Origin of the sequence: Burkholderia sp. MS455 (genome assembly GCF_016899445.1) — a bacterium.
GTDB lineage: Bacteria > Pseudomonadota > Gammaproteobacteria > Burkholderiales > Burkholderiaceae > Burkholderia > Burkholderia pyrrocinia_C.
The window spans coordinates 1,544,944-1,562,917 of sequence record NZ_CP041778.1 but is presented as its reverse complement, the minus strand read 5'-3'; the positions used below and the strand labels follow the sequence as shown (position 1 = coordinate 1,562,917).

Below are 17,974 nucleotides of genomic sequence, written 5' to 3'. Positions count from 1 at the left end.
AAATAACCGAGAATTTCTCATTTGTTTCGAATTCCGTGAATTATAAACAAAAATAAAAATTCACCTGTGAATTCATAATTTAATGCACACCGATTGAGTCAATTCAATCAGTAATATCAATCATCATGCAAAGCCGAATGGCGGGCGTATGATGCATCGTTCCGATCGCCCGAATTCAAATAATCCGAGCAGTGTTGCCTTGACCGCCGAGCAGGCATGAATACTCGCGGCAAATTCGTTTCATAAAGGGTTGGCCGGAAATATCACTGCAGTCTCGAGCGCATCCACCTTTGCATGTCGCGTGCGTAAGGGGCGGAGTCCGGTCGCTGGTGAGGTTGTCATGAAAATTCAAAGGAGATCACCGCTCCCGTGACGAAAAGGGGATGCCCTTTCAAGGGTCAACGGGGAATCCATCTTGAAACTCACTACACGCGAGACAGTCGTGTTGGGCCTGGTCGCGAAAGGCCTGACCGACCGTGAAATCGCGGCCGAACTGGTCTTTTCCGTATCAACCGCGCGCAAGCATCGTGAAAATCTGCTCAACAAATTCGGCGTCCGGAAATCCGCGCAGCTGACCATTCGCTATTTCATTCTCTTTCCTGACGTGCTCAAAAAAACGGCGCCCCGCGTCGTGCCGACCCGTTCTCGCCGCGCGAACGCGAGGTCCTGAAACTGCTCGCGGCCGGCATGAGCGACAAGCAGGTCGCCCGTGCATTGGGCATCAGTGACCAGACCGCCCGCAAGCATCGCTCGCATCTTCTCGGGAAGACGGCCTCCACCAATATCTGCGCGCTGCTCCATACGGCCGTGCTTTCCGGCTGGCTCACCGAACCATTTTCGATTCCGTTGTCCGGCTCGCAATGACAACGACGCATACCGCATTTGCCGAATGGAGCCGGCAGGACCCGACTCGCAGAATTGACCTGCCGATTCCTCCGATGTTTGCTTCGACGCACGCGTCCTGAGTCGATGGAAGCATCGCCGGCCGGCATGTGAACGGCGCGCACGACGCACCGCCTGCGGCTTGTGCGCCGTCTCTTTCCTCTCGATCAAGGACTTGAAAATGACTCATGTACACCATGCATTGCCGGGGGTACCGCACACGGTCACGGGACACATTCCGGCTTACGCGTCGACCGTGGCGCAAGGTGCGTTCGTGCCGCAGGGCGTGGGCGGGGCCATCGTCGGCACCGCCGCGCCGGTGCTCGGCGAGCTGCTCGGCCGACTCGGCGGCCTGCTGCCGTTTGCCGTGCAGCCGCAGGCAGCGTTCGCACCGCAAGGCGTGTTCGGCGACATCCTCAAGTCGGTCGCGCCGACCGTCGGCTCCGTTGCCGGACAGCTCGGCGGTCTGCTGCCGTTCTCGGTGCAGCCGCAGGCAGCGTTCGCGCCGCAGGGCGTGGGCGGGGCCATCGTCGGTACCGCCGCGCCGATGATTGGCGAACTGCTCGGCCGACTCGGCGGCCTGCTGCCGTTTGCCGTGCAGCCGCAGGCAGCGTTCGCACCGCAAGGCGTGTTCGGCGACATCCTGAAGTCGGTCGCGCCGACCGTCGGCTCCGTCGCCGGTCAGCTCGGCGGTCTGCTGCCGTTCTCGGTGCAGCCGCAGGCAGCGTTCGCGCCGCAAGGCGTGTTCGGCGACATCCTGAAGTCGGTCGCGCCGACTGTCGGCTCCGTCGCCGGTCAGCTCGGCGGCCTGCTGCCGTTCTCGGTGCAGCCGCAGGCAGCGTTCGCGCCGCAGGGCGTGGGCGGGGCCATCGTCGGTACCGCCGCGCCGATGATCGGCGAACTGCTCGGCCGACTCGGCGGCCTGCTGCCGTTTGCCGTGCAGCCGCAGGCCGCGTTCGCACCGCAAGGCGTGTTCGGCGACATCCTGAAGTCGGTCGCGCCGACTGTCGGCACCGTTGTCGGTCAGCTCGGCGGTCTGCTGCCGTTCTCGATGCAACCGCAGGCCGCGTTCGCGCCGCAGGGCGTGGGCGGGGCCATCGTCGGTACCGCCGCGCCGATGATCGGCGAGCTGCTCGGCCAACTTGGCAGCCTGCTGCCGTTTGCCGTTCAACCGCAGGCTGCGTTCGCACCGCAAGGCGTGTTCGGCGACATCCTGAAGTCGGTCGCACCGACCGTCGGCTCCGTCGCCGGACAGCTCGGCGGCTTTCTGCCGTTCTCCGTCATGCCTGCCCAGCCGGCATTCCACTGACCGCTGCTACTGAAGACCTGCGCCACCGTGCGTGACCGCGCGGTGGCGCACCCGACGGACGCCCGTCGCGCAACGATCCGATCGCGTCGGGATGCGCGCCCGTTACTTTCGACCAACCAACCCCGCGACGCGTCGCAATTGCCGCGCCGCGAAGGAGATTGCGATGGACAAGGACAAGAAGCCCGCTGCCGCGAAGGCGGCAGCCATGCCGACGGACAACGCGGCTACCGCATCGGACGTCACGCCGCCCGATTCGGCCAACGAAGCGGTCCACGTGACGAGCGGCAAGCGCCAGTATCTGATCGCGCCTCGGCGCGGCGTGCTCGCACGTCAGGCGGCCGTGACGCCGATGTCGGCTCACGACCTCGACAACGCGGTCGGCCGGCTCCCCGGCGTCGAGGTCGTGCGCGTGATCAACAGCCACAAGAACGCGCAGATGATGTCGGCGAGGCCGGACGAAGCGACCGACACGTATGTCGTCAAGATGGATCCCGCGAACGCGCAAGTGCTGCAGGCGACGGCGCCGCCGGGAATGATCGTCGAGGAGGATCATCCGCTCGGCTATGGGAAAAAGCCGCAACAGGAGTCCGGCGCCGAGCTTCGTCCGCAGGCGGCCGTCGCGTCGATGATCTTGCGCCCGGTGACGATCCGCGTGCTGGGAGCGAACGACCAGCCCGAACCCGGCGTGCCGGTGACGCTCGCGGGCGACGGCTTCCCGGTGAGCGGCACCACCGACGCGCGAGGCGAAACGACGCTGACCGTCGCGCAGATGGCGCCCGGGCCGCTCCAGTCGCTGGCGGTGCGACCGCCCCACACGTACTGGAATGTCTATTTGCCGGCGCCGCTGCTGTCGAGCGATCAGGCGAACGTGGTGCGGCTCACGCCGTTGTCCCAGCCGAACCCGAACGTGCCGCCGCGTGCGCTGCTCGGGTGGGGGCAGCGCCTGATGGGCCTCGACGAGCTTCCCGACACGGCGACGGGGCGCGGCGTTCGCGTCGCGATCGTGGATTCGGGGGCGGACGCGTCGCATCCGCTGTTGAACCATATCCTGCGCGGCGCCGACCTGACCAACGACCAGAACCCGGATACCTGGAAGGACGACGTGATCGGCCACGGATCGCATTGCGCGGGCGTGATCGCCGCGCGAATCAGTCCGCAGGCTGCCGACGCGCAGATGGCGATGCGCGGTTTCGTGCCCGACGCAGAGATCCATGTGCTGAAGATCTTTCCCGGCGGCCAGTTCAGTACGCTGATCCAGGCGCTCGACTATTGCATCGACCACGACATCGACGTCGTGAACCTGAGCCTTGGCGCGCCGCAGGCGTCGCTCGCCGTCGAGCAGAAGCTGATGGAGGCCGTGCAATCCGGCGTCGCATGCATCGTCGCGGCCGGCAATTCGGGCGGCCCGGTGCAGTACCCGGCCTCGTCGCCGTACGTGCTTGCGGTATCGGCGCTGGGGCTGCAGCGCGAGCTGCCCGGCAACACGTGGGAGCAAACGCAGATCGTCGCGCAGGCCGCGACGCCCGACGGCCTCTTCGCGCCGACGTTCTCGTGCCACGGTCCGCAAATCGGCGTGTGCGGGCCGGGCGTCGGCGTCGTATCGACCGTGCCCGGGTCGGCGTTCAATGCCGAATCCGGCACGTCGATGGCGGCGCCGCACATCACGGGGCTCGCGGCGCTGCTGTTGAGCGATCCGCAGATCGCCAGCCATCTCGGGCCGCGCCGGCCGGAGCGCGTCGCCGCGCTGTTTCATCTGATCCGGATGATCTGCACGCCGATCGTGCAATACGACGTCGCGAATCGCTTCGGCGCCGGCCTGCCACGCATCCAGAACCTTCGCCAGCTGTTGCAGCAGGCGGCCCGCTGAGCGCGCGCGAGCCGCGCCGGCCGATCGCCGATCGCCGGCCGATTCCGTCGGCCGGCGCACGTCGCCACACACAAGGAGAAATTCGACATGTCGACCCTGTTGCGCATCACCCGGGCGGCCTGCGCCGCCAGCCTGATTCTGACCTGTGCCGGCGCACACGCGCAGGACTGGACGCTGTCGCTGTCCTGGAAGCTAGGCTCGTGCGTCGGCGGCGACGGCGCGCAGACATGCACGGCCGGCCAGCCGCCGTCCGCGCGCCAGGACGCCGACGGCACACCGATCCGGATCACGGCGATCGGCCTGTATACGCCTCGGCGCGATTGCGGCACGGCGGCGGTTCCGGCCGACACGCTGCCCGGCGATGCCGCGCCGTATATCGCGCTTGCGAGCGCCGATGCATTCCAGCAGCACTGGAACCGCTACGGGAGCTGCACGGGCTACGCGCCCGCCGGCTACGCCGCCGAGCTTGCCGCGATGGCGCGTGCAGTGGGCCTCACGAACCTCGGCCGCTACCTGAACGAGCACGACAACAAGGTGGTGCGGCTCGACGAGCTGAAGAACGCGCAACTGCACGATTTCTTCCTCGGCGCGGACAAGGCGGTCCAGTTCCTGTGCACGCCCGACGGACGGCTCGCGGAAGTGCGCTACCGGCTGCGCGACTGGTCCGACGTATTCGTGTATCGCGACAAGGGCGGCATGCTGGTCCTGGCGCCGGGCGGCAATTGCGGCGACGAAGTGCGGCTGTAGCGCGCGCTGCCCGCCGACATCGTGGAGAACCGTCATGCGCACGCATCGTTCATGGTCCCGGACAACGGCGGACGCACCGCCCGAAGCGGACGGTACGAACACGGCCGCATCGAGGCGCGATCTGATCGGGCAGCTGCAAATCGAATGCAATGCGATGGCGCGCTACGCATTGCAGCACGGAATCGCAGTGGCGCCCGATCTGATCGCGCAGTTGTCGATGCTGATGGTCGCGGCGTCGCGCGCCGCGGCCGAATCCGCGGCGGACGATGCGTCGTCCGTGCACGGCGCATCGTATGCGCTTGCCGCGATTCATCGTCGGCTCGCGGTCGCGATCGCGCCCGCGACGCCGCAGGCGGTCACGCTGCTCGACGGCGAACTGCGCGTCCGCTCGCGCTTCGCGTGGCTCGGCCCGGTACCGCTGATCCGCGCGCTGACGCTCTCCGCCGCGACGTTTCTGGTCGCGGTGATTGCGACGTCGCTGTCGCCGGAAGTGTCGGTCGCGAACATCGATCAGGGGTTTCTCGATTCGCACGGCACCCGGCTGCTGTGGAATGCGCTGTTCCTGATGTTCTGCGCCGGGCTCGGCGCGTCATTCGCAACGCTGTTCCAGGCTCATCGCTACGTCGCGAATTCGACATACGACCCGAAGTACGACGCGTCGTACGGCGCGCGGCTGATTCTCGGCGTGATCGCGGGCCTGATTCTCGTCGAGCTGCTGCCGCCGCACCTGTACGACGGCGCAAGCACGCGCAGCTTCGGCAAGCCGGCGCTTGCGATGCTCGGCGGTTTCTCGGCGACCGCCGTGCATCGGTTGCTGCACCGGCTCGTCGAAACGCTCGAGACGCTCGTGCGCGGCGACACCGCGGCCGCCGCGCAAGCGACCTTCGAAGCGCATCGCGCCCATGCGGCAACCGAGCGCGTGCAATGGCAAAGCGAACTCGCGGCGGATCTGCTGCGGCTTCAGCAATCGCTCGAAACGGGGATGCCGGCCGATGCGGTCAAGCAGCGGCTTGCCGAATTCACACGCGCAATGCTATCGGCAGACGCGCCGCGCACGGGCCGTCACGACGGTGCAAATGCAATCGGGGAATGACCATGCTCTTTCTTTACAACTGGCCGTCGTGGCTGATGGGGCTCTTCATCGTGACCGCGACCGTCGCGGCCGCACTGGCCGGCTACGCGCTGTTCCGCCGCATCGCGCCGGTCGACGTGCATCCCGAGCAGCGAGCGATGGCGATCACGATGGTGTCGGTCATCACGACGATCAACTCGCTGCTCGTCGCGTTTTCGGCGATCAGCGTGTGGGACGCGTACAACAGCGCGGAGCGCACCGTGGACGCGGAAGCGACCGCGGCCGGCGAGCTGTCGCGCGATCTCGCCGCGTTCGGCGATCCGGTTGCCGACGCCGCCTCGGGCGCGCTGCGCACCTATCTCGATGGTGTCGTCCGTTACGAGTGGCCGACGATGCAGCAGCACGCGAGTGCGGATGCGCAGGCGGCGGCCCGCTTCGATCGCCTGTTCGACATGGCCAACCGGATCGAGCCGCGCAGCGAGCGGCAACGCGTGCTGCTCGGCGAGGTGCTCGCACGCGTCAACGAGATGGCCAAGCATCGCGAACAGCGCCTGCTGACGCTCGACGTCGCGATGCCGGCCACGCTGTGGGGCGTGGTGCTGCTCGCGAGTGTCGTGTCGTTTCTGCTCCTTTACATCCTTCCGGGCACGCGCTTCAACATCGCGCTCGTCACGAGCTGGGCGCTCACGCTCGGACTCGCGTTCTTCTTCGTGCTTGCCGTCGACCGTCCGTTCGCAGGCGAAGTCAGCGTCAAGCCGGAGTCGCTGCGCGCGATCGTCGCCGCGATCGACGCGCAATCGCAACGAACCGGGCCGGCTGCGCATCGCAACGTTCCGCCTTCGCCGCGCAGCCCGACGCGTTCGGAGGTGGACGACGCTGCCGCGTTGACTGCTTCGACCGTTTCCTCACCGCCGAGCGCGTCCGGCGCGGCCTCGCTCGGCCATGCCTCGCAAGGAGAACGCGATGACACCCGATGAATTCCAGTCCGCCGCCGCCGTATCCGCCGTGCTCGCGCAACGCTGGTATCCGGCACTTGCCGCCGCGATGGCCGAGTACGGCATCTCGACCCCCGGGCGTATCGCGGCCTTCGTCGCGCAGACCGGCCACGAGACGCTCGGCTTCACGCTCACGCGCGAGCTGTGGGGGCCGACAACTGCACAGCGCGCCTATGAGCCGCCGTCGCGCAAGGCCGCCGAACTCGGCAACGTCCAGGCGGGCGATGGCAGGCGCTTCCTCGGACGCGGGCTCATCCAGATCACCGGGCGCGCGAATTACCGCGAATGCGGCAACGCACTCGGTGCCGATCTCGAGCGCCAGCCCGAACTCCTCGAACGGGAACCGCTGGCCGCGCGCTCGGCGGCCTGGTGGTGGGAACGGCATGGTTGCAACCTGATCGCCGACTCGGGCGATTTCGTGTCGCTGACGAGGCGCATCAACGGCGGTGTCAATGGACTCGAAGACCGGATGCACCGGTGGGCGATCGCGAAAAAAGCGATGTGCCTGTGAGCGTGCGGCATGGAGCAAAGACCAACCAACGGAGGGCAACATCATGAAGACGCGAATCTGGGGTAAGTGCGTATCGATGCAGGGCGTGCTGATTGCGGTGGCGGTGACGGTGGCGAGCGCGGCCATGCCTCGGCACGCATCGGCGGAAATCGAATGCCGGCCTGTCACCGTGAAAACGGGCAAACAGTTGAACAACACATGGGGAAAAGACCTGCATCGTCTGGAAAGCAACGGCGGCGTCGACACGATCGTCAACAGGATGTGCCGGCCGGACTGGGCCCGCGCCGACGACTACTGGCTGTATGGCAACTATTACCCGCTCCACGACGACCCGCATACGCAGCAGCGTGAAGGCGCCGACCTCTTTGTCAAATCGAGGCCGAATCAACCCGAACTGACGAGATACCTTTGCAAGGATACTGGCGCGAACGGCGCGACGCCGTATGACAAGGCGACGCCGGTTGGCGTATTCGCTTACGAAACCTTCAAGACGGACGAGTCGCGGAAGAAGGCGACCGACATCGCCAAGCAAGTCGAGCTGCATGTGCTGTGCGTGGCGCCGGCAGCGCGAGAAAAGGGGCTCGGAATACGGATCCTGAACGAGGCCGTGCAGCGCATGACCGAGGGCGTCAACCACGACAAGAAGGTTCGCATGCAGCTGACCTCGCACGTGAAGGCGCAAGGCTTCTACGACCGGCTCGACATGACGTGCCGCGAGGAACAAGCGAGCGATTCCACCGCGCGCGTCTACGAGCGCACACTGAAACCCGGTGATCGCATCAAGCGGCGCGATGCGATGTATTACGTGGACTGGAACGACGGCGGCCAATGCCGGCGCGTGACGTTCGGTTGCGGCAATCGAAATGAGTATGAACAGCTGCGGCTACGCGCGTTCGATTCGGAAGATGGTTTCGAAAATTCCGATGACGCTGCGCATGTCAATGGAACGCTCGTGGCCGGCGCCTTTGCCCATGCCAACGGATGCAACGCCGAATCGGAGGAAATCGGGTATGACGAGGTGATCCGGAAACTGGGCGGGCACGGCCAATGAGTCTCCGGCGGCTGCGTCGTCGCAAGATGTGCCGCATTCGACGGGTAACGGCATGCTTCGAGTGCCGTCGTGCGGCCGTCGGCGGCACAGGCACGACGCAGCCGATCGACCCGACTCGAAAGCGCTCTACATGGTCGGCGATCCGGGCAAGGTCCGACAAAGCCTTGCTTGTCGGCTGAACAGGAACGCTCATGCGCGAGCCTGTCGGATGTCCAGTGTGCGGAGGTCGGCGAGCCCCGGGAGCCTGCGTGCGACGCACCCGCAGCGAGGTCAGATTTGCTCGAGGCCGTCCGAATCGACGATGCGAATCTGCTTGCCGTGCGCCGCGACGAGCCCCTTGTGCTGGAACTTCGACAGCATGCGGCTGACCGTTTCGAGCTTCATCCCGAGATATTCTCCGATCTCGTCGCGCGTCATCCGCAGCACGAATTCCGCGGCGGAGTAGCCGCGTGCCTTGAAGCGCGTGGAAAGGTTCAGCAGGAATGCGGCCACGCGCTGCTCGGCTGTCATCGTGCCGAGCAGCAGCATCAGCGCGGATTCGCGGACGATTTCGCCGCTCATCATCTGGTACACGTGATGTTGCATCGACCGTACTTCGCGACACATCTGCTCGAGCTGGCCGAACGGGATGATGCAGACGGTGCTGTCCTCGAGCGCGATCGCGTCGCCGTTGTGGTGCCCGGTGTGCACGCCGTCGAGCCCGAGCGATTCGCCGACGATCTGGAAGCCGGTGATCTGCTCGTTCCCGTCACGATGCATCATGGTGGTCTTGAACGAACCGGTTCTCACCGCATAGATGCTGTTGAACACATCGCCTGCGCGAAACAGCGTTTCACCGCGCCTGACGTGACGCGTCGTGCAGATCATTGCGTCGAGACGCGCGAAATCGTCAGGCGAAAGATCGGGCGGCATGCAGACGGTACGCAACGTGCATGTCGAACATCGGGACGTGGCGCGCTTCGGCTGGTCCGCCGGCTCGACGGGACGCAGCGGGATGAACGGGCGTAACGGGTGCAACGGGCGCAACGGCATGGTCGTCGAGACATTGGCATGGCTCTCCATGATCGGCTCCAATTCGTGGGGCAGCGGCGAATTGCTGTCGGGCAGGATCGCGCTGGCTGTATTGCTGGCGGCCTTGGCGTCTGCCGCCTTCGTGAAGGGAGAACCCCACCGGATGCGCCAGGAGACCGATGCGCCGGTCTCGACGGTGATGCTGCCTTTGCGCCGGGAGGCACGTGTGTTTGTTGTTCTTGATGGGAAGTATGGATGCCGCGCAGCGCCAGGGAAATCAGCCGGCATTGAAGATGAGGTAGGTGATGCGGAAGGGCTGTAGGACGTTTCCTACAGCGGCGCGGCGGTGAACCCGTTGACCTGGCTCAATACCTGCGGCGATGCCGTGTTCCATCTTGGATAACAACGATATCCGTAAGAGGAATTCGCGAAGCGTTCCGGTTGCCACGGCTTTCGTGGAATCCGGTGTCGTGATCGTGTGGCGCACCGAACCGTATCAACGGACACATTCAGGCGTCGCCCGCCGGCCGCCCGCTGCGGCAAGCCCGCCGTTGATTGATCCTCGTCAAGCTGCCCGAGTTGCCATGCGCGATGCTGAATGCGGTGCGGCACGCATCCGATTGCAAGACCCGCGATCGACACGGGCCGACGGGAGACCGCCATGAAGTCCGATGCAGCACTCAAGCAGGATGTCGAGCAGGCGCTTTTCTGGAATCCGGCGATCGACGCGCGCCGGATCGACGTCGACGTCCGCGACCGGATCGTCACGTTGCGAGGCACGGTCGACAGCTGGGCCCAGAAACTCGAGGCGCAGAAAACGGCGCTGCATGTCGCGGACGCGCGCGCGCTGGTGCTCGAACTGAACGTTGCGCCGCCGGAGAGCGCATGCGCCGATCAGGAACTGGCGATCGCGATCACGTTCGCGCTCGGCTGGCAGGACGCGTTACGCGATCACGAGATTCGCGTCGAGGTCGATCACGGCTGCGTGACGCTCGATGGCGAAGTGGATCACGCGTTCCAGAGCCGTGCGGCGGAAGCGATGGTGAGCCGGATGATCGGCGTCGTCGGCGTGGCGAACCGCATCCGGGTGCGTACCGACCATACGGTGCCGGACGTCGGCGCCCGGGTTGCCGAAGCGCTTGCGCGACGCGCACGGCGCGAATCCGCGGGGATTTCGATCGACGCGGCCGACGGGATCGTTACGTTGACGGGCACGGTCGCATCGCTGGCCGAAAAGCGTGCCGCGTGCGGCGCGGCAGGGTCGGTGAGGGGTGTGCGCGAAGTCGTCGATCACCTGTCGATTGCCTGATCGGTTCGGAGCAGGACAGACGTTGATCGACGGTCAAGGATGTCCGAACCGCGGTGACGACTCGCGTTGCCCGGGACAACCAGGAGATGACATGAATGCTGCGATGCTCTGCACTCGCGATGTCGCCACGTGTTTCGAAACGATCACGGTCGTCGAGGCAGCCGAACGGATGCGCGATGCGCACGCTGGCGATCTGGTCGTGGTGCGTGAACGGGAAGGGCACCTTCTGCCGGTCGGCATGGTGACCGACCGCGACATCGTGCTCGCCGTGGTGAGCCCGGGCGCGGAGGCGGGCTCGCTGTTCGTCGGGGACATCATGTCGGAACCCGTCGCGGTTGCAAACGGCGACGAAGATGTCTGGCTGCTCGCAAAGCGCATGCGGCAGCATGGCATACGCCGGCTTCCGGTCGTCGGCGACGACGGCCAACTGGTGGGCATCGTCACGCTCGACGATCTGTTGCGTGCTGCCGCGGCGTTGCTCGACGAGTTGCGTCTCGTCGCGGCACGTCAGCCGTATTTCGAGGAAAAGCAGCGTGGGTAGCGCGCTCCGACGCGCTTTCCGCTTTCATCATTGCCGGCCCCTGCCGGGTCTTCGCACGGTCACTGCTGCCGATGGGGTCTGGCAGTTGCTTCAACGAGCTTGATTTCGCCATCTTCATTCAGTCGCGTCTCGACGACTTCGCCCTCGATATGCTCGACACCCCAACTTGCCGCGAGATCCCCGAGGTAATTGGCGACGAGATGAGCGTCGAAATGCCACGCATGGCTAATACCTCTTGCAGATTCGGAATGGTTGCCTCGACCACTCAAATTTTTGGAATGGTGAGTGACTCGATCAGTGAGATTTTTACCTTGTAATCATCCGCTTTGGAAAGATGGGCGACGGTCATCCATCCCGCGCTTCCCCCGCCCACAATCAGGATGCTTTTCACCAAATTCCGCATAATTCCTCTCATGTGACTAAAATTGAACTGTTTAGCTCGGCGGCACAATCCGACTTTCCATTGCCGTTTTTATTGGACTTTACGAAGTCCAAGATAACGCAGTCGTCCACAGCTACCGCAACAATATGGATTGTTTAATAAACAAACGCTAACCATAAAATTGCTCGAAAATAAAAAAACCTCCAATATGAAATTATTTCCTTACGGCACGTATAGTTTTCCGATTTGGGATGGCGCAATTAAATGTGGCGGATAAAAAATCAAAACCCTGTCAAACATATCAGTTTGATTTAAATAATCGCCAGCCTATTCTGGGTGCCGATTAATTGACCACCCTCTCGGAAGTCCATTCGGTTTTTAAATCCTATGGGAAGCGTGTCATGAGCAATCCGATCAAGAATATCGTCATCGTGGGCGGTGGCACCGCGGGGTGGATGGCTGCCTCGTACCTCGTCCGGGCGCTCCAACAGCAGGCGAACATTACGCTCATCGAGTCTGCGGCGATCCCCCGGATCGGCGTGGGCGAGGCGACCATCCCGAGTTTGCAGAAGGTGTTCTTCGACTTCCTCGGGATACCGGAGCGGGAGTGGATGCCCCAGGTGAACGGCGCATTCAAGGCCGCCATCAAGTTCGTGAACTGGAAGAAGTCTCCCGACCGCTCGCGCGACGATTACTTCTACCATTTGTTCGGCAGCGTGCCGAACTGCGACGGCGTGCCGCTTACCCACTACTGGCTGCGCAAGCGCGAACAGGGCTTCCAGCAGCCGATGGAGTACGCGTGCTACCCGCAGCCCGGGGCGCTCGACGGCAATCTGGCACCGTGCCTGGCCGACGGCACCCGCCAGATGTCCCACGCGTGGCACTTCGACGCGCACCTGGTGGCCGACTTCCTGAAGCGTTGGGCCGTCGAACGCGGGGTGAAGCGCGTGGTCGACGAGGTCGTGGACGTTCACCTGAACGAGCGCGGCTACATCTCCAGCCTGTCCACCAAGGAGGGGCGCACGCTGGAGGCGGACCTGTTCATCGACTGCTCCGGCATGCGGGGGCTCCTGATCAACCAGGCCTTGAAGGAACCCTTCATCGACATGTCCGACTACCTGCTGTGCGACAGCGCGGTCGCCAGCGCCGTGCCCAACGACGACGCGCGCGTGGGGATCGAGCCGTACACCTCCGCGATCGCCATGAACTCGGGGTGGACCTGGAAAATTCCCATGCTTGGCCGGTTCGGCAGCGGCTACGTCTTCTCGAGCAAGTTCACGTCGCGCGACCAGGCCACCGCCGACTTCCTCGACCTCTGGGGCCTCTCGGACAAGCAGCCGCTCAACCAGATCAAGTTCCGGGTCGGGCGCAACAGGCGGGCGTGGGTCAATAACTGCGTTTCTATCGGGCTGTCGTCGTGCTTTTTGGAGCCCCTGGAATCGACGGGAATCTACTTCATCTACGCGGCGCTTTACCAGCTCGTGAAGCACTTCCCCGACACCTCGTTCGACCCGCGGTTGACCGACGCATTCAACGCCGAGATCGTCTACATGTTCGACGACTGCCGAGATTTCGTCCAGGCGCACTATTTCACCACGTCGCGCGAAGACACGCCGTTCTGGCTCGCGAACCGGCACGACCTGCGGCTCTCGGACGCCATCAAGGAGAAGGTTGAACGTTACAAGGCGGGGCTGCCGCTGACCACCACGTCGTTCGACGATTCCACGTACTACGAGACCTTCGACTACGAATTCAAGAACTTCTGGTTGAACGGAAACTACTACTGCATTTTTGCCGGCTTGGGGCTGCTGCCCGACCGGTCGCTGCCGCTCTTGCGGCACCGGCCGGAGTCGATCGACAAGGCCGAGGCGATGTTCGCCCGCATCCGGCGCGAGGCCGAGCGTCTGCGGACGAGCCTGCCGACGAACTACGACTACCTGCGGTCGCTGCGCGAGGGCGACGCGGGGCTGTCTCGCAGCCAGCCCGGGCCGACGCTCGCGACGCCGGAGGTGCTGTAGTGGAAAGCGCCCTGGACCCGGTATGCACATTCGCGGCCACGCACGCCGAGGTGGCAGCCTGCGATCCGCTGCAGGCGAGGGCGCTCGTCCTGCAACTGCCGGGCCTGAATCGCAGGAAGGACGTGCCCGGCATCGTCGGCCTGTTGCGCGAGTTCCTTCCGGTGCACGGCGTGCCCGCCGGCTGGGGCTTCGTCGAAGCCGCCGCCGCGATGCGGGACATCGGGTTCTTCCTGGGGTCGCTCAAGCGGCACGGACACGAGCCCGTGGACGCGGTGCCCGGGCTCGAGCCGGTGCTGCTCGACCTGGCGCGTGCGACCGACCTGCCGCCGCGCGAGACGCTCCTGCATGTGACGGTCTGGAACCCCGCGGCAGCCGACGCGCAGCGGAGCTACACCGGGCTCCGCGACGAAGCGCACCTGCTCGAGAGCGTACGCATCTCGATGGCGTCCCTCGAGGCGGCCATCGCGTTGACCGTCGAGTTGTCCGACGTGCCCCTGCGGTCGCCTGCGTTCGAGCAAGGGTGCGTCGAGCTGGCGGCCTATCTTCAGAAAATGGTCGAATCGATCGTTTACGCCTACCGCTTCATCTCGCCGCAAGTCTTCTACGACGAGCTCCGCCCGTACTACGAACCGATTCGAGTCGGGGGGCAGAGCTACCTCGGCCCCGGCGCCGTAGAGATGCCGCTCTTCGTGCTGGAGCACGTCCTGTGGGGCTCGCAATCGGACCACCCGGCTTATCGAGAATTCAAGGAGACGTACCTGCCGTACGTGCTTCCCGCGTTCAGGGAGGTCTACGCCCGGTTCGCCGGGGGGCCGGCGCTCGTCGACCGCGCGCTCGACGAGGCGCAAGCGGCCCGCGTGCGGGGCGAACCCGTCGGGGCCGGGCTGGCGGCCCTCGAGCGGGTCTTCGAGGTCCTGCTGCACTTCCGGGCGCCTCACCTCAAGTTGGCGGAGCGGACGTACGAAGCCGGGCGAAGCGGCCCCACGATCGGCAGCGGGGGATACGCGCCCAGCATGCTCGGCGATCTACTCGAACTCACGCGTGCCGCGCGGTCCCGCCTCCGCGCCGCGCTCGACGAATCCTGACACGCGCGGCCATGTGTTCCATCTCACAAGGAGAGTTTGCCCCCATGACTCAGAAGAGCCCCGCGAACGGGCGCGATAGCAACCACTTCGACGTGATCATCCTCGGCTCGGGCATGTCCGGCACCCAGATGGGGGCCATCCTGGCCAAACAACAGTTTCGCGTGCTGATCATCGAGGAGTCGTCGCACCCGCGGTTCACGATCGGCGAATCGTCGATCCCCGAGACGTCTCTTATGAACCGCATCATCGCCGATCGCTACGGCATTCCGGAGCTCGACCACATCACGTCGTTCTATGCGACGCAGCGTTACGTCGCGTCGAGCACGGGCATCAAGCGCAACTTCGGCTTCGTGTTCCACAAGCCCGGCCAGGAGCACGACCCGAAGGAGTTCACGCAGTGCGTGATTCCCGAGCTGCCGTGGGGGCCGGAGAGCCATTATTACCGGCAAGACGTCGATGCCTACCTGTTGCAAGCCGCCATCAAATACGGCTGCACGGTCCGCCAGAAGACGAACGTGACCGAATACCACGCCGACAAGGACGGCGTCGCGGTGGCCACCGCCCAGGGCGAACGGTTCACCGGCCGGTACATGATCGACTGCGGAGGCCCCCGCGCGCCGCTCGCGACCAAGTTCGGGCTCCGCGAAGAGCCGTGTCGCTTCAAGACGCACTCCCGCAGCCTCTACACGCACATGCTCGGGGTCAAGCCGTTCGACGACATCTTCAAGGTCAAGGGGCAGCGCTGGCGCTGGCACGAGGGGACCTTGCACCACATGTTCGAGGGCGGCTGGCTCTGGGTGATTCCGTTCAACAACCACCCGCGGTCGACCAACAACCTGGTGAGCGTCGGCCTGCAGCTCGACCCGCGTGTCTACCCGAAAACGGACATCTCCGCGCAGCAGGAATTCGACGAGTTCCTCGCGCGGTTTCCGAGCATCGGCGCGCAGTTCCGGGACGCCGTGCCGGTGCGCGACTGGGTCAAGACCGACCGCCTGCAATTCTCGTCGAGCGCCTGCGTCGGCGACCGCTACTGCCTGATGCTGCACGCGAACGGGTTCATCGACCCGCTCTTTTCCCGGGGGCTCGAGAACACCGCGGTGACCATCCACGCGCTCGCGGCGCGCCTCATCAAGGCGCTGCGCGACGACGACTTCTCCCCCGAGCGCTTCGAGTACATCGAGCGCCTGCAGCAGAAGCTTTTGGATCACAACGACGACTTCGTCAGCTGCTGCTACACGGCGTTCTCGGACTTCCGCCTGTGGGACGCGTTCCACAGGCTGTGGGCGGTCGGCACGATCCTCGGGCAGTTCCGGCTCGTGCAAGCCCACGCGAGGTTCCGCGCGTCGCGCGACGAGGGCGACCTCGATCACCTCGACAACGATCCGCCGTACCTCGGGTACCTGTGCGCGGACATGGAGGAGTACTACCAGTTGTTCAACGACGCCAAGGCCGAGGTCGAGGCCGTGAGCGCCGGGCGCAAGCCGGCCGAGGAGGCCGCGGCGCGGATTCACGCCCTCATCGACGAACGAGACTTCGCCAGGCCGATGTTCGGCTTCGGGTACTGCATCACGGGGGACAAGCCGCAGCTCAACAACTCGAAGTACAGCCTGCTGCCGGCGATGAAGCTGATGTACTGGACGCAAACCAGCGCGCCGGCAGAGGTGAAAAAGTACTTCGACTACAACCCGATGTTCGCGCTGCTCAAGGCGTACATCACGACCCGCATCGGCCTGGCGCTGAAGTAATCGACCGACGACCACACAGAAAATGATGGACGACATTCAATTCGATCAACCGAGCGTCAAGGAGCAACCCCAGGCGGCGTACGACGCGACCACGCGCGTGGCCGCGAGCTGGTACGTCGCGATGCGCTCGGACGACCTCAAGGACAAGCCGGCGGAGTTGACACTGTTCGGCCGTCCGTGCGTGGCGTGGCGCGGCGCGACGGGCCGGGCCGTGGTGATGGACCGTCACTGCTCGCACCTTGGCGCGAACCTGGCCGACGGGCGGATCAAGGACGGGTGCATCCAGTGCCCGTTTCACCACTGGCGGTACGACGAGCAGGGCCAGTGCGTTCACATCCCCGGCCACAGCCCGGAGGTGCGCCGGCTGGAGCCCGTCCCGCGCGGGGCGCGCCAGCCGACGTTGGTCACCGCCGAGCGGTACGGCTACGTGTGGGTCTGGTACGGCTCCCCGCAGCCGCTGCACCCGCTGCCCGAAATCGCCGCGGCCGACGTCGACAACGGCGACTTCATGCACCTGCACTTCGCGTTCGAGACGACGACGGCGGTCTTGCGGATCGTCGAGAACTTCTACGACGCGCAGCACGCGACCCCTGTGCACGCGCTCCCGGTCTCGGCCTTCGAGCTCAAGCTCTTCGACGACTGGCGCCAGTGGCCGGAGGTCGAGTCGCTGGCGCGGGCGGGCGCGTGGTTCGGTGCCGGGATCGACTTCACCGTGGACCGGTACTTCGGGCCCCTCGGCATGCTGTCGCGCGCGCTTGGCATGGACATGTCGCAGATGAACCTGCACTTCGATGGATACCCCGGCGGGTGCGTCATGACCGTCGCCCTGGACGGAGACGTCAAATACAAGCTGCTCCAGTGCGTGACGCCGGTGAGCGACGGCAAGAACGTCATGCACATGCTCATCTCGATCAAGAAGGTGGGCGGCGCTCTGCGTCGCGCGACCGACTACGTGCTGTTCGGGCTGCAGACCAAACAGGCCGCGGGGTACGACGTCAAGATCTGGAACGGGATGAAGCCGGACGGCGGCGGCGCGTACAGCAGGTACGACAAGCTCGTGCTCAAGTACCGCGCGTTCTACCGGAGCTGGGTCGACCGCGTCGCCGAGGCGACCGCTCAACCGCGTGACCGCGCCGCCGCGAGTGAGCGGCAATGCGTGAGTCGGCAGCCCTAGCCGAGCCGGTCTCGGCCGCATCGTTCCGTCAGGCGCTCGCGAACCTGGCGAGTCCCGAGCAGTTCGTGGGTCTCGTCCGTCGGTATGCTCGCGTGGATCTCGTAGTCTTTTCTCCGCGCGTGGTCCCGACAAGCAGCCTCGCGGATCTTGCCACTTGCGTACAATTCGTCGAAGCCGCCGTACGCATCGGCTTGCCGGATGCCTTCGAATCCGGCGAGTGGGTCTGAGGATGGATGCCTTTGCGATCGCACGAGTACGCGAACCATACCGCAGCC

The 17,974-nt window shown here is 65.0% G+C and carries 18 protein-coding genes and 1 pseudogene; 16 read left to right on the top strand and 3 right to left on the bottom strand.

The features are described 5' to 3' along the window. The first annotated feature begins 415 nt into the window (after positions 1-415). From FPJ27_RS11635 to FPJ27_RS11595, 9 genes are all read left to right on the top strand, one after another. Positions 416-670 carry a LuxR C-terminal-related transcriptional regulator gene (locus FPJ27_RS11635; protein WP_175963571.1) on the top strand — a complete coding sequence of 85 codons (255 nt, stop codon included), beginning with the start codon at positions 416-418 and terminating at the stop codon, positions 668-670. A gap of 17 nt (positions 671-687) precedes the next feature. Next, positions 688-864: a hypothetical protein gene (locus tag FPJ27_RS11630; RefSeq protein ID WP_239483287.1), complete on the top strand. Its 177-nt coding sequence runs from the start codon at positions 688-690 to the stop codon at positions 862-864. Between the two features lie 199 nt (positions 865-1,063). Next, a complete protein-coding gene (locus tag FPJ27_RS11625; RefSeq protein ID WP_204422979.1) occupies positions 1,064-2,191 on the top strand; it encodes a hypothetical protein in 1,128 nt (375 codons plus the stop codon). Between the two features lie 163 nt (positions 2,192-2,354). Then, positions 2,355-4,058, top strand: coding sequence for a S8 family serine peptidase (locus tag FPJ27_RS11620; RefSeq protein ID WP_204422977.1), 1,704 nt, complete (start codon positions 2,355-2,357; stop codon positions 4,056-4,058). Between the two features lie 87 nt (positions 4,059-4,145). Continuing rightward, positions 4,146-4,805, top strand: a complete 660-nt coding sequence (locus FPJ27_RS11615) for a hypothetical protein (protein WP_072436890.1) — start codon at positions 4,146-4,148, stop codon at positions 4,803-4,805. A 34-nt stretch (positions 4,806-4,839) separates the two neighbouring features. Further along, positions 4,840-5,898 (top strand): hypothetical protein, encoded by a 1,059-nt coding sequence (locus FPJ27_RS11610; RefSeq protein ID WP_239483286.1) that lies wholly within the window; start codon positions 4,840-4,842, stop codon positions 5,896-5,898. Then, entirely contained in the window at positions 5,895-6,854 is a 960-nt protein-coding gene (locus tag FPJ27_RS11605; protein WP_239483285.1) for a DUF4239 domain-containing protein, read from the top strand. The genes FPJ27_RS11610 and FPJ27_RS11605 overlap by 4 nt, the downstream gene beginning before the upstream one ends. Further along, on the top strand, positions 6,841-7,383 hold the full coding sequence (locus tag FPJ27_RS11600) for a glycoside hydrolase family 19 protein (protein ID WP_072436888.1): 543 nt from the start codon (positions 6,841-6,843) through the stop codon (positions 7,381-7,383). The genes FPJ27_RS11605 and FPJ27_RS11600 overlap by 14 nt, the downstream gene beginning before the upstream one ends. A gap of 43 nt (positions 7,384-7,426) precedes the next feature. Beyond that, positions 7,427-8,434, top strand: a complete 1,008-nt coding sequence (locus FPJ27_RS11595; RefSeq protein WP_177318344.1) for a GNAT family N-acetyltransferase — start codon at positions 7,427-7,429, stop codon at positions 8,432-8,434. A gap of 270 nt (positions 8,435-8,704) precedes the next feature. On the opposite strand, the gene fnr is transcribed toward FPJ27_RS11595, so the two are convergent. Beyond that, positions 8,705-9,451, bottom strand: coding sequence for a fumarate/nitrate reduction transcriptional regulator Fnr (fnr, locus tag FPJ27_RS11590; RefSeq protein WP_239483305.1), 747 nt, complete (start codon positions 9,449-9,451; stop codon positions 8,705-8,707). Between fnr and FPJ27_RS36415 the strand changes: the two genes are divergently transcribed. The 3 genes from FPJ27_RS36415 to FPJ27_RS11575 all read left to right on the top strand — a co-directional run bounded on the left by FPJ27_RS36415 (position 9,345) and on the right by FPJ27_RS11575 (position 11,295). After that, positions 9,345-9,767, top strand: coding sequence for a hypothetical protein (locus tag FPJ27_RS36415; protein ID WP_239483320.1), 423 nt, complete (start codon positions 9,345-9,347; stop codon positions 9,765-9,767). The two genes, fnr and FPJ27_RS36415, sit on opposite strands and share 107 nt — an antisense overlap. Before the next feature lie 339 nt (positions 9,768-10,106). Next, positions 10,107-10,754, top strand: coding sequence for a BON domain-containing protein (locus FPJ27_RS11580; RefSeq protein ID WP_072436884.1), 648 nt, complete (start codon positions 10,107-10,109; stop codon positions 10,752-10,754). Positions 10,755-10,845: 91 nt separating this feature from the next. Then, positions 10,846-11,295: a CBS domain-containing protein gene (locus FPJ27_RS11575; protein WP_072436883.1), complete on the top strand. Its 450-nt coding sequence runs from the start codon at positions 10,846-10,848 to the stop codon at positions 11,293-11,295. A 265-nt stretch (positions 11,296-11,560) separates the two neighbouring features. On the opposite strand, the gene FPJ27_RS11565 is transcribed toward FPJ27_RS11575, so the two are convergent. Beyond that, positions 11,561-11,686 (bottom strand): tryptophan 7-halogenase, encoded by a 126-nt coding sequence (locus tag FPJ27_RS11565; protein ID WP_204422970.1) that lies wholly within the window; start codon positions 11,684-11,686, stop codon positions 11,561-11,563. A gap of 392 nt (positions 11,687-12,078) precedes the next feature. On the opposite strand from FPJ27_RS11565, the gene FPJ27_RS11560 reads away from it, so the two are divergent. Genes FPJ27_RS11560 through FPJ27_RS11545 form a run of 4 tightly spaced genes read left to right on the top strand, consistent with a single transcriptional unit; the run spans position 12,079 to position 17,699 of the window. Continuing rightward, positions 12,079-13,695: a tryptophan halogenase family protein gene (locus tag FPJ27_RS11560; protein ID WP_204422968.1), complete on the top strand. Its 1,617-nt coding sequence runs from the start codon at positions 12,079-12,081 to the stop codon at positions 13,693-13,695. Then, positions 13,695-14,780, top strand: a complete 1,086-nt coding sequence (locus FPJ27_RS11555; RefSeq protein WP_072436880.1) for a monodechloroaminopyrrolnitrin synthase PrnB family protein — start codon at positions 13,695-13,697, stop codon at positions 14,778-14,780. The genes FPJ27_RS11560 and FPJ27_RS11555 overlap by 1 nt, the downstream gene beginning before the upstream one ends. A gap of 44 nt (positions 14,781-14,824) precedes the next feature. Next, entirely contained in the window at positions 14,825-16,525 is a 1,701-nt protein-coding gene (locus FPJ27_RS11550; protein ID WP_204422966.1) for a tryptophan 7-halogenase, read from the top strand. 25 nt (positions 16,526-16,550) lie between these two features. Then, on the top strand, positions 16,551-17,699 hold the full coding sequence (locus FPJ27_RS11545; protein ID WP_204423165.1) for a Rieske 2Fe-2S domain-containing protein: 1,149 nt from the start codon (positions 16,551-16,553) through the stop codon (positions 17,697-17,699). 92 nt (positions 17,700-17,791) lie between these two features. Here the strand turns inward: FPJ27_RS11545 and FPJ27_RS11540 are convergent. Continuing rightward, positions 17,792-17,970, bottom strand: a pseudogene (locus FPJ27_RS11540) (transposase); the annotation flags it as partial. Positions 17,971-17,974 lie beyond the last annotated feature (4 nt).

Excerpts from the sequence above, each read along its gene's own strand:
- FPJ27_RS11630 (WP_239483287.1), top strand. The coding sequence starts at position 688 with ATGAGCGACAAGCAGGTCGCCCGTGCATTGGGCATCAGTGACCAGACC.
- FPJ27_RS11625 (WP_204422979.1), top strand. The coding sequence starts at position 1,064 with ATGACTCATGTACACCATGCATTGCCGGGGGTACCGCACACGGTCACG.
- FPJ27_RS11620 (WP_204422977.1), top strand. The coding sequence starts at position 2,355 with ATGGACAAGGACAAGAAGCCCGCTGCCGCGAAGGCGGCAGCCATGCCG.
- FPJ27_RS11615 (WP_072436890.1), top strand. The coding sequence starts at position 4,146 with ATGTCGACCCTGTTGCGCATCACCCGGGCGGCCTGCGCCGCCAGCCTG.
- FPJ27_RS11610 (WP_239483286.1), top strand. The coding sequence starts at position 4,840 with ATGCGCACGCATCGTTCATGGTCCCGGACAACGGCGGACGCACCGCCC.
- FPJ27_RS11605 (WP_239483285.1), top strand. The coding sequence starts at position 5,895 with ATGACCATGCTCTTTCTTTACAACTGGCCGTCGTGGCTGATGGGGCTC.
- FPJ27_RS11600 (WP_072436888.1), top strand. The coding sequence starts at position 6,841 with ATGACACCCGATGAATTCCAGTCCGCCGCCGCCGTATCCGCCGTGCTC.
- FPJ27_RS11595 (WP_177318344.1), top strand. The coding sequence starts at position 7,427 with ATGAAGACGCGAATCTGGGGTAAGTGCGTATCGATGCAGGGCGTGCTG.
- FPJ27_RS36415 (WP_239483320.1), top strand. The coding sequence starts at position 9,345 with ATGCAGACGGTACGCAACGTGCATGTCGAACATCGGGACGTGGCGCGC.
- FPJ27_RS11580 (WP_072436884.1), top strand. The coding sequence starts at position 10,107 with ATGAAGTCCGATGCAGCACTCAAGCAGGATGTCGAGCAGGCGCTTTTC.
- FPJ27_RS11575 (WP_072436883.1), top strand. The coding sequence starts at position 10,846 with ATGAATGCTGCGATGCTCTGCACTCGCGATGTCGCCACGTGTTTCGAA.
- FPJ27_RS11560 (WP_204422968.1), top strand. The coding sequence starts at position 12,079 with ATGAGCAATCCGATCAAGAATATCGTCATCGTGGGCGGTGGCACCGCG.
- FPJ27_RS11550 (WP_204422966.1), top strand. The coding sequence starts at position 14,825 with ATGACTCAGAAGAGCCCCGCGAACGGGCGCGATAGCAACCACTTCGAC.
- FPJ27_RS11545 (WP_204423165.1), top strand. The coding sequence starts at position 16,551 with ATGGACGACATTCAATTCGATCAACCGAGCGTCAAGGAGCAACCCCAG.